The sequence below is a fragment of the Cupriavidus basilensis genome (genome assembly GCF_029335485.1).
In the GTDB taxonomy this organism is placed as follows: domain Bacteria; phylum Pseudomonadota; class Gammaproteobacteria; order Burkholderiales; family Burkholderiaceae; genus Cupriavidus; species Cupriavidus basilensis_E.
The window spans coordinates 1-6,920 of sequence record NZ_JARJLM010000584.1 but is presented as its reverse complement, the minus strand read 5'-3'; the positions used below and the strand labels follow the sequence as shown (position 1 = coordinate 6,920).

Sequence of the window (6,920 nt, the reverse complement as noted above, 5' to 3'; positions counted from 1 at the left end):
TACATCCGAAGACATAACCAACATGTTTTACTGTGCGAGCACTTTATAACTTGTAAGCTAAAAGACCGAAGTCTTCCGCATCCGCTATCAAGCGCCCACACTTATCGGTTGTTTGTTTGTTAAAGAACTGGCCGCGGCTCGCTTTGCTTACCGCGTCGCTGCGTTGTCTGCAGCAGAGAAACGAGATTATGAAGCTTAATCTTGTTTTAATCAACAGTTTTTCGCAAGTTTCATTTTGCTTCGGTTCGCTTTGCTTTTTGCTCCGCTTACCTATTCTGCTAACCCCGCAACCCTTGCCCCGTCTGCTTTGCAGCGGTGTCGTGTTGCGAGGGGGCGAATACTAAAGGACCTGCGCCGCCGTGGCAAGCCCTTCTTGAAAATTATTATCTTGGGGCGTCAGAAGCACATGAGACGCAGCTTGCCCGGCACGGGTGCTGCGGGCCGTCTTGCGCGGCCAGCGACTGCGACTACAGGTCGAGAGCCTGGCCCGGCACAGTGCCGTCGATGATTTCCTGGGCAAACGACAGCATGGCACGACGCGCGGCACCGATGTTTTCCCAAGGCTTGGTCGACGAAGGAAATACACGGGATTGCTCTGTCCCCGGCTTCTCCCCTTCGCGGCAAATCACCACGGAAGCATTGAAGCTGCGGTCGCGCCGGGGTTGCGTGCCGATCCGTTCACCGACGTGCGGGTAGATCAGCGGGTAAATGTCAAAACCTTTGTAGCTGGCGCTGGGCTTGTTGTCCACCATGGGCTCCGTTTTTATGGAAAGGCGGGACTGTACCTTACGCAAGGGCGTCCGTGATTCTTTTGTCTTGAATGCTCTCGCCGCGGGGTGGCGGAAGAGAATCGCCCGTTCGTTCCAGTCGCCACCGTCATGCCATGCTACGAACCGCTTGCACTCGAAGTCGCTTAGTTGGCCGCTGGCTTGCGCTGCCGACGCGCGATCTTGCCCGCGGCTTTTTGCGGCGCAGTCTCCTGCTGCACGGCAAACTGGCCGGCGGCCACGCGCAGGCACTCGACCAGTTGCATGCTGCTGGGCGTAGGCCGCCCCTCCCGCAGCGTGATCAAGCCAACCGGCGGCAGCTCCAGCGGCAAATCCAGGGGCAGTCGATGGACGCGCCCTTCCCGCTCGAACTGCTGCGCCACCGACCTGGCCAGGAAGCCCACGGCATCGAGCTGGCCGACGAAGGTGGCAATCGCAAGATAGGACGACGACTCGATCAGGTCGGCAGGCGGCTGCAGCCCTTGGCGGTAGAACTCCTGCTCGATCTTCACCCGCAACGACGCCCACGGCGGCGGCACCACGCAGGGCAGGCCGGCAAGATCCGGCCAGCCAGGCTTGCGCTTGCGCGCCAGCGGGTGACCGCTGCGCACCACCGCCACCATGGGCTCGTTATAGAGCGGCTCGGTCACCAGATCGGGCGCGGCGTAGCCTGGCTCCAGCCTGGCTACGATCAGATCCAGCTCGCTGAGCCTCAGCTTGGGCAGCAGGTGCGGCAAATCGCCCTCCTCCACCAGCACCGTGGCCTGCGCCGAGCGCTGCTTGAGCAACCCCACGGCCTGCGCCAGCAGCACTGGCAGGGCCGCGCCCATCGATCCCACCCGGGTGCGCCCGGCAGCACCGCTGGCCTCCGCCGCGATCTCGTCGCGCGTGCGTTCGTATTGCGCCAGTACGGAACGGGCGAAGCGCACCAGCGACGCGCCCGCCGGGGTGGGCTCGGTACCGCGCGTGGAGCGTGTGAAGAGCGTCAGGCCCAGCGTTTTCTCCACCTCGGTCAGCATTTTGGAGACGGCGGGCTGGCTGACGGAGAGGAACTCGGCGGTATGGCCGAGATGGCGGAATTCGTCCAGCGCCACCACCAGTTGGAGGTGACGCAGCTTGATATTGGAGCGCAGCGCGCGGTCGATCTGGGCCATACCGTATTTTACTTAACTTTCAGGTTATGAAGCTATTCCGATCATTGATTGGATTGTTATGAAGCCTGCCCGCACAATCCAGCCTGACCGACGGGCACGAGAGGCACGGCAGGCGCGCTGGACGCCGATACATTGCCTGCCATGCGCTTCGGCCCACGACACTGATAACAACGACCCTGCGAGGACGACACATGACCGCACCCCACGGTTTCAATCCCGGGCGCCGCCGCCTGCTCATCGGCGGTGCCGCTGCCGCCACCGCCGGCGGCGCCGGCCTGCTGCTGCCGGGCCTGGCCCGCGCCGCCGAGTATCCGGCACGCCCGATCACCTTTATCTGCCCGTGGCCGGTCGGCGGCACCGCGGACCAGTCGATGCGCACCCTCTGCCAGGTGGCCTCCGGCGTGCTCAAGCAGTCTATCGTGGTGGACAACCGCGCCGGCGCGTCGGGCATGATCGGCGCCAAGGCGCTCTCCCGCGCCAAGCCCGACGGCTACACTATCGGACAGATCCCGATTTCGGTGACCCGCTTCTCGCAGCTGGGCATGCTGCAACTGGATCCGCGCACCGACCTTACCTACCTGGCCCGCACTTCCGGCCAGACTTTCGGCATCGCCGTCCCGGCGGGCTCGCGCTTCAAATCGCTGAAGGATGTGATCGCCGAGGCCAAGGCCAACCCCGGCAAGCTCACCTACGCGCACGCCGGCATCGGCGGCGCCACCCATGTGGGCATGGAAGAGTTCGCGCAGGTCGCCGGCATCCGCTTCAATGCGATTGCCTACAAGGGCGGCGCGCAGGCCTTGCAGGACGTGCTGGCCGGGCAGGTCGACCTGCTGGCCGACTCCAGTTCCTGGGCGCCCCATGTGGAAGCCGGCAAGCTGCGGCTGCTGGCAACCTGGGGCGAGCAGCGCACGCCCCGCTTCAAGGACACGCCGACGCTCAAGGAACTGGGCTTCAACGTGGTAGTGGAAGCGCCCAATGGCATCGGCGCGCCGGCCGGGCTCGATCCCGCCGTAGAGAAGACGCTGCGCGACGCCTTCCGGCAAGCCGTGGCCAGCAAGGAATTCCAGCAGGTCGCGGCCCGCATCGACGCGCCCGTGATGTACCTGGACGGCCCGGAGTACAAGCGCTACATCCGCACCGTGTATGACCAGGAAACCCACCTGATCCAGCGCCTCAAGCTCAAAGAACTGCTGCAACAAGGTTGACCGCACCGTGAACTCCGCCGCCCCCGCTACCCTGATCCGCCTGCACGCCAACGACAACGTCCTGATCGCCCGGGATGCGCTGAGCCTCGGCCAGAGCCTCCCCGAAATAGGCCTGCGCGTGCGCGCGCAGGTGCCCGCCGGACACAAGATCGCCGCCTGCGCCATTGCCAAGGGCACCCAGGTGCGCAAGTTCGACACCGTGATCGGCGTGGCCGGTCGCGATATCGAGGCCGGCGATCACGTGCACTCGCACAATCTGGAACTGGTGGACTTCTATCGCGACCCTGGCTTCTGCGAGGACGTGCGGCCGGTGGACTACGTGCCCGAGGCCGAGCGCGCCACCTTCATGGGCTTCATCCGGCCCGACGGCCGCGTCGGCACGCGCAATTTCATCGGCATCCTGTCGTCGGTGAACTGCTCGGCCACGGTGATCCGGCATATCGCCGACCACTTCACGCCCGAGCGCATGGCGGCCTATCCCAACGTGGACGGCGTTGCCGCCTTCGCGCAGAGCAGCGGCTGCGGCATGTCCTCGCCCAGCGAGCATTTCGACGTGCTGCGGCGCACGCTGGCCGGCTACGCCCGCCACCCCAACCTGGCGGGCGTGCTGATCGTGGGCCTGGGCTGCGAGCGCAACCAGGTGGCGGCGCTGGTGGAGTCGCAAGGCCTGGTGCCCGGCAGCCACGTGCGCACCATGGTGATGCAGGACACCGGCGGCACGCTGGCCACCATCCAGGCCGGCATCCGCGCCATCGAGGAGATGCTGCCCGGCGCCAATGCCGCGGTGCGCCAGCCGGTATCCGCCAGCCACCTGAAGATCGGCCTGGAATGCGGCGGCTCGGACGGTTTCTCGGGCATCAGCGCCAACCCGGCGCTGGGCGCCGCCATGGACATCCTGGTGCGCCACGGCGGCACCGCCATCCTGTCGGAGACCCCGGAGATCCACGGCGTGGAGTACATGCTCACGCGCCGGGCCGTGACGCCGGAAGTCGGCCAGAAACTGCTGGACCGCCTGGCCTGGTGGGAGCGCTACACCGCTGGCCAGAACGCACAGTTCAACGGCGTGGTCGGCCACGGCAACCAGCAGGGCGGGCTTGCCAATATCTTCGAGAAGTCGCTCGGCTCGGCGATGAAGGGCGGCACCACGCCGCTGCAAGCCGTCTACGAATACGCGGAGCCGATAGAGCAGGCCGGCTTTGTCTTCATGGATTCGCCGGGCTACGACCCGGTGGCCGCCACCGGCCAGATCGCCAGCGGCGCCAACCTGATCTGCTTCACCACCGGGCGCGGCTCGATGTTCGGCTCCAAGCCGGCGCCCACCATCAAGCTGGCCAGCAATACGCCGATGTACACCCGGCTCGAAGGCGATATGGACATCAACTGCGGGCTGGTGCTGGACGGCGAACTGAGCGTGGAGGAAATGGGCCAGCGCATCTTCGAACATATCCTGCAGGCCGCTTCAGGCCAGCCGACCAAGAGCGAGGCACTGGGACTGGGAGACAACGAGTTCGTGCCCTGGCATCTGGGAATCGTCAGCTAGAGCAAGCAGGCCCGAGGCCCGCAACGAAGCTGCCAGGATGCGCCAAAACCGTCTGCCATGACGAAGCTGTTTATTCCCTATCCCGCTTGCAGGAGAGGGAGTAAACAGCCAGCCAGCGAACCGAACACAAAGACCACGACAAACCCACGAACCCACCCAGCGACGCCATGCCCTCCATCCAGCCACTTTCCCTCGATCACCCCGCCCTGCTGCGCACCCGCAACTTCATCGGCCATGCATGGTGCGACGGCCTCGACGGCCAGCACCTTGAGGTGAGCAATCCCGCCACCGGCGCCGTGTTCGCATCCGTGGCCGACAGCGGCGCCGCGGATGCGGCCCGCGCCGCCGACGCGGCCCATGCCGCCTTTCCCGCCTGGAGCCGCCGCACCGCACGCGAGCGGGCCCAGTTGATCAAGCGCTGGCACGCGCTGATCCTCGAACATCGGGAAGACCTCGCCCGCATCATCTCCACCGAACAAGGCAAGCCGCTCCAGGAAAGCCGCGGCGAGGTGCTGTACGGCGCGTCCTATGTGGAATGGTTTGCCGAGGAAGCCACGCGCATCAGCGGCGAGATCGTGGCCGAGGCTGTGCCCGGGCGCAAGATGCTGGTGCTCAAGGAGCCGGTGGGCGTGGTGGCTGCCATCACGCCGTGGAACTTCCCGCTCGCCATGATCGCCCGCAAGATCGCGCCGGCGCTGGCCGCCGGCTGCACGGTGGTGGCCAAGCCGGCGGAAGACACGCCGCTGACGGCCCTGGCCCTGGTCTACCTGGCCGAGAAAGCCGGCCTGCCCGCCGGCGTGCTCAACATCGTCACCGCCTCGCGCGCCAACACGCCGGCCGTGGTCGACGCATGGCTGGCCGACGGCCGCGTGCGCAAGATCACCTTCACCGGTTCCACACCGGTAGGCAAGCACCTCGCCCGCGAATCCGCCGGCACGCTGAAAAAGCTGTCGCTGGAGCTGGGCGGCAATGCGCCCTTTATCGTGTTCGACGACGCCGATATCGATGCCGCGGTCGATGGCCTGATGGCGTCCAAGTTCCGCAACGGCGGCCAGACCTGCGTCTGCCCCAACCGCGTCTACGTGCAGGCCGGCGTACACGACCATTTCGTGGCGCGCCTGGCGCTGCGGGTGGCCGCCTTGCAAGTCGGACCGGCCACCGAGGAAGCTTCGCAGATCGGCCCCATGATCAATGCCCGCGCGGTGGACAAGATCGCCCGCCACGTGGAGGACGCCGTGGCCAAGGGCGCGCGCGTAGTCACCGGCGGCGAGCGGGTGCGCCTGGACGACGGGCCGCACTACTACGCGCCCACCGTGCTGACCCACGCCACGCCGCAGATGGCGCTGTCCTGCGAGGAAACCTTCGGCCCGGTGGCGGCCATCTTCCGCTTCACGGACGAGGAGGAAGTGGTGCGCGACGCCAACGATACGCCGTTCGGCCTGGCCGCCTACTTCTACTCCAACGACGTGCGCCGCATCTGGCGCGTGGCGCAGGCGCTGGAGACCGGCATCGTCGGCGTCAATGAAGGCGCCATCGCCTCCGAGGCGGCACCTTTCGGCGGCGTCAAGGAATCCGGCTACGGCCGCGAGGGATCGCGCCACGGGCTGGACGACTACATGCACACCAAATACATTTGCCAGGGCCAGCTCGGCTGAGCCGCTGCCCCCGACCCACGACATCTCCCGGAACACCATGCCCGCACAAAATGCATTCAAGGCCGCGCTGGCGGCCAGCCAGCCACAGATCGGCCTGTGGCTCTCGATGGCATCGCCCTACCTGGCCGAAGTCTCGGCCACGGCCGGCTTCGACTGGCTGCTGGTCGACGGCGAGCACGCACCCAACGAACTGCGCGACATGCTGCATACGCTGCAAGCCATCGCGCCCTATCGCTCGCAGCCGGTGGTGCGCTGCGTGGCGGGCGAAGTCGCGCTGATCAAGCAGTTGCTGGATATCGGCGCGAAGAGCCTGCTGGTGCCGATGGTCGATACCGCCGAACAGGCTGCCGCGCTGGTAGCCGCCACGCGCTATCCGCCGCAGGGCATTCGCGGCGTCGGCAGCGCCGTGGGCCGGGCCTCGCAATGGAGCGCCCGCGCGGACTACCTGGCCGTGGCGGATGACGAGATCTGCCTGCTGGTGCAGGCCGAGACCGTGAAGGCCCTGAGCAACCTGGAAGCCATCTGCGCCGTCGACGGTGTCGACGGCGTCTTTATCGGGCCGGCCGACCTGGCCGCCTCGATGGGCCATCGCGGCAACC

Annotated in this window: 6 protein-coding genes; 4 read left to right on the top strand and 2 right to left on the bottom strand. The window is 66.4% G+C overall.

All coding sequences use genetic code 11. From position 1 onward, the window contains the following. Positions 1 to 467 precede the first annotated feature (467 nt). On the bottom strand, positions 468 to 749 hold the full coding sequence (locus tag P3W85_RS36560; RefSeq protein ID WP_035811687.1) for a hypothetical protein: 282 nt from the start codon (positions 747 to 749) through the stop codon (positions 468 to 470). Positions 750 to 913: 164 nt separating this feature from the next. Continuing rightward, the gene (locus P3W85_RS36555; protein ID WP_276268367.1) at positions 914 to 1,921 is read right to left on the bottom strand and encodes a LysR substrate-binding domain-containing protein; all 1,008 of its coding nucleotides are present in this window, start codon (positions 1,919 to 1,921) and stop codon (positions 914 to 916) included. Positions 1,922 to 2,112: 191 nt separating this feature from the next. On the opposite strand from P3W85_RS36555, the gene P3W85_RS36550 reads away from it, so the two are divergent. The 4 genes from P3W85_RS36550 to P3W85_RS36535 form a co-directional block, all read left to right on the top strand. After that, positions 2,113 to 3,126, top strand: coding sequence for a tripartite tricarboxylate transporter substrate binding protein (locus P3W85_RS36550; protein WP_276268366.1), 1,014 nt, complete (start codon positions 2,113 to 2,115; stop codon positions 3,124 to 3,126). A 7-nt stretch (positions 3,127 to 3,133) separates the two neighbouring features. Beyond that, on the top strand, positions 3,134 to 4,666 hold the full coding sequence (locus P3W85_RS36545) for a UxaA family hydrolase (RefSeq protein WP_276268365.1): 1,533 nt from the start codon (positions 3,134 to 3,136) through the stop codon (positions 4,664 to 4,666). Positions 4,667 to 4,833: 167 nt separating this feature from the next. Further along, positions 4,834 to 6,321 carry an NAD-dependent succinate-semialdehyde dehydrogenase gene (locus P3W85_RS36540; protein ID WP_276268364.1) on the top strand — a complete coding sequence of 496 codons (1,488 nt, stop codon included), beginning with the start codon at positions 4,834 to 4,836 and terminating at the stop codon, positions 6,319 to 6,321. 37 nt (positions 6,322 to 6,358) lie between these two features. Next, positions 6,359 to 6,920, top strand: a 562-nt coding sequence (locus P3W85_RS36535; protein ID WP_276268363.1) for an HpcH/HpaI aldolase/citrate lyase family protein, incomplete at its 3' end; no start/stop codon positions are given.

Coding starts and splice junctions, on each gene's coding strand:
- P3W85_RS36555 (WP_276268367.1), bottom strand. CDS start 1,921: ATGGCCCAGATCGACCGCGCGCTGCGCTCCAATATCAAGCTGCGTCAC.
- P3W85_RS36540 (WP_276268364.1), top strand. CDS start 4,834: ATGCCCTCCATCCAGCCACTTTCCCTCGATCACCCCGCCCTGCTGCGC.
- P3W85_RS36550 (WP_276268366.1), top strand. CDS start 2,113: ATGACCGCACCCCACGGTTTCAATCCCGGGCGCCGCCGCCTGCTCATC.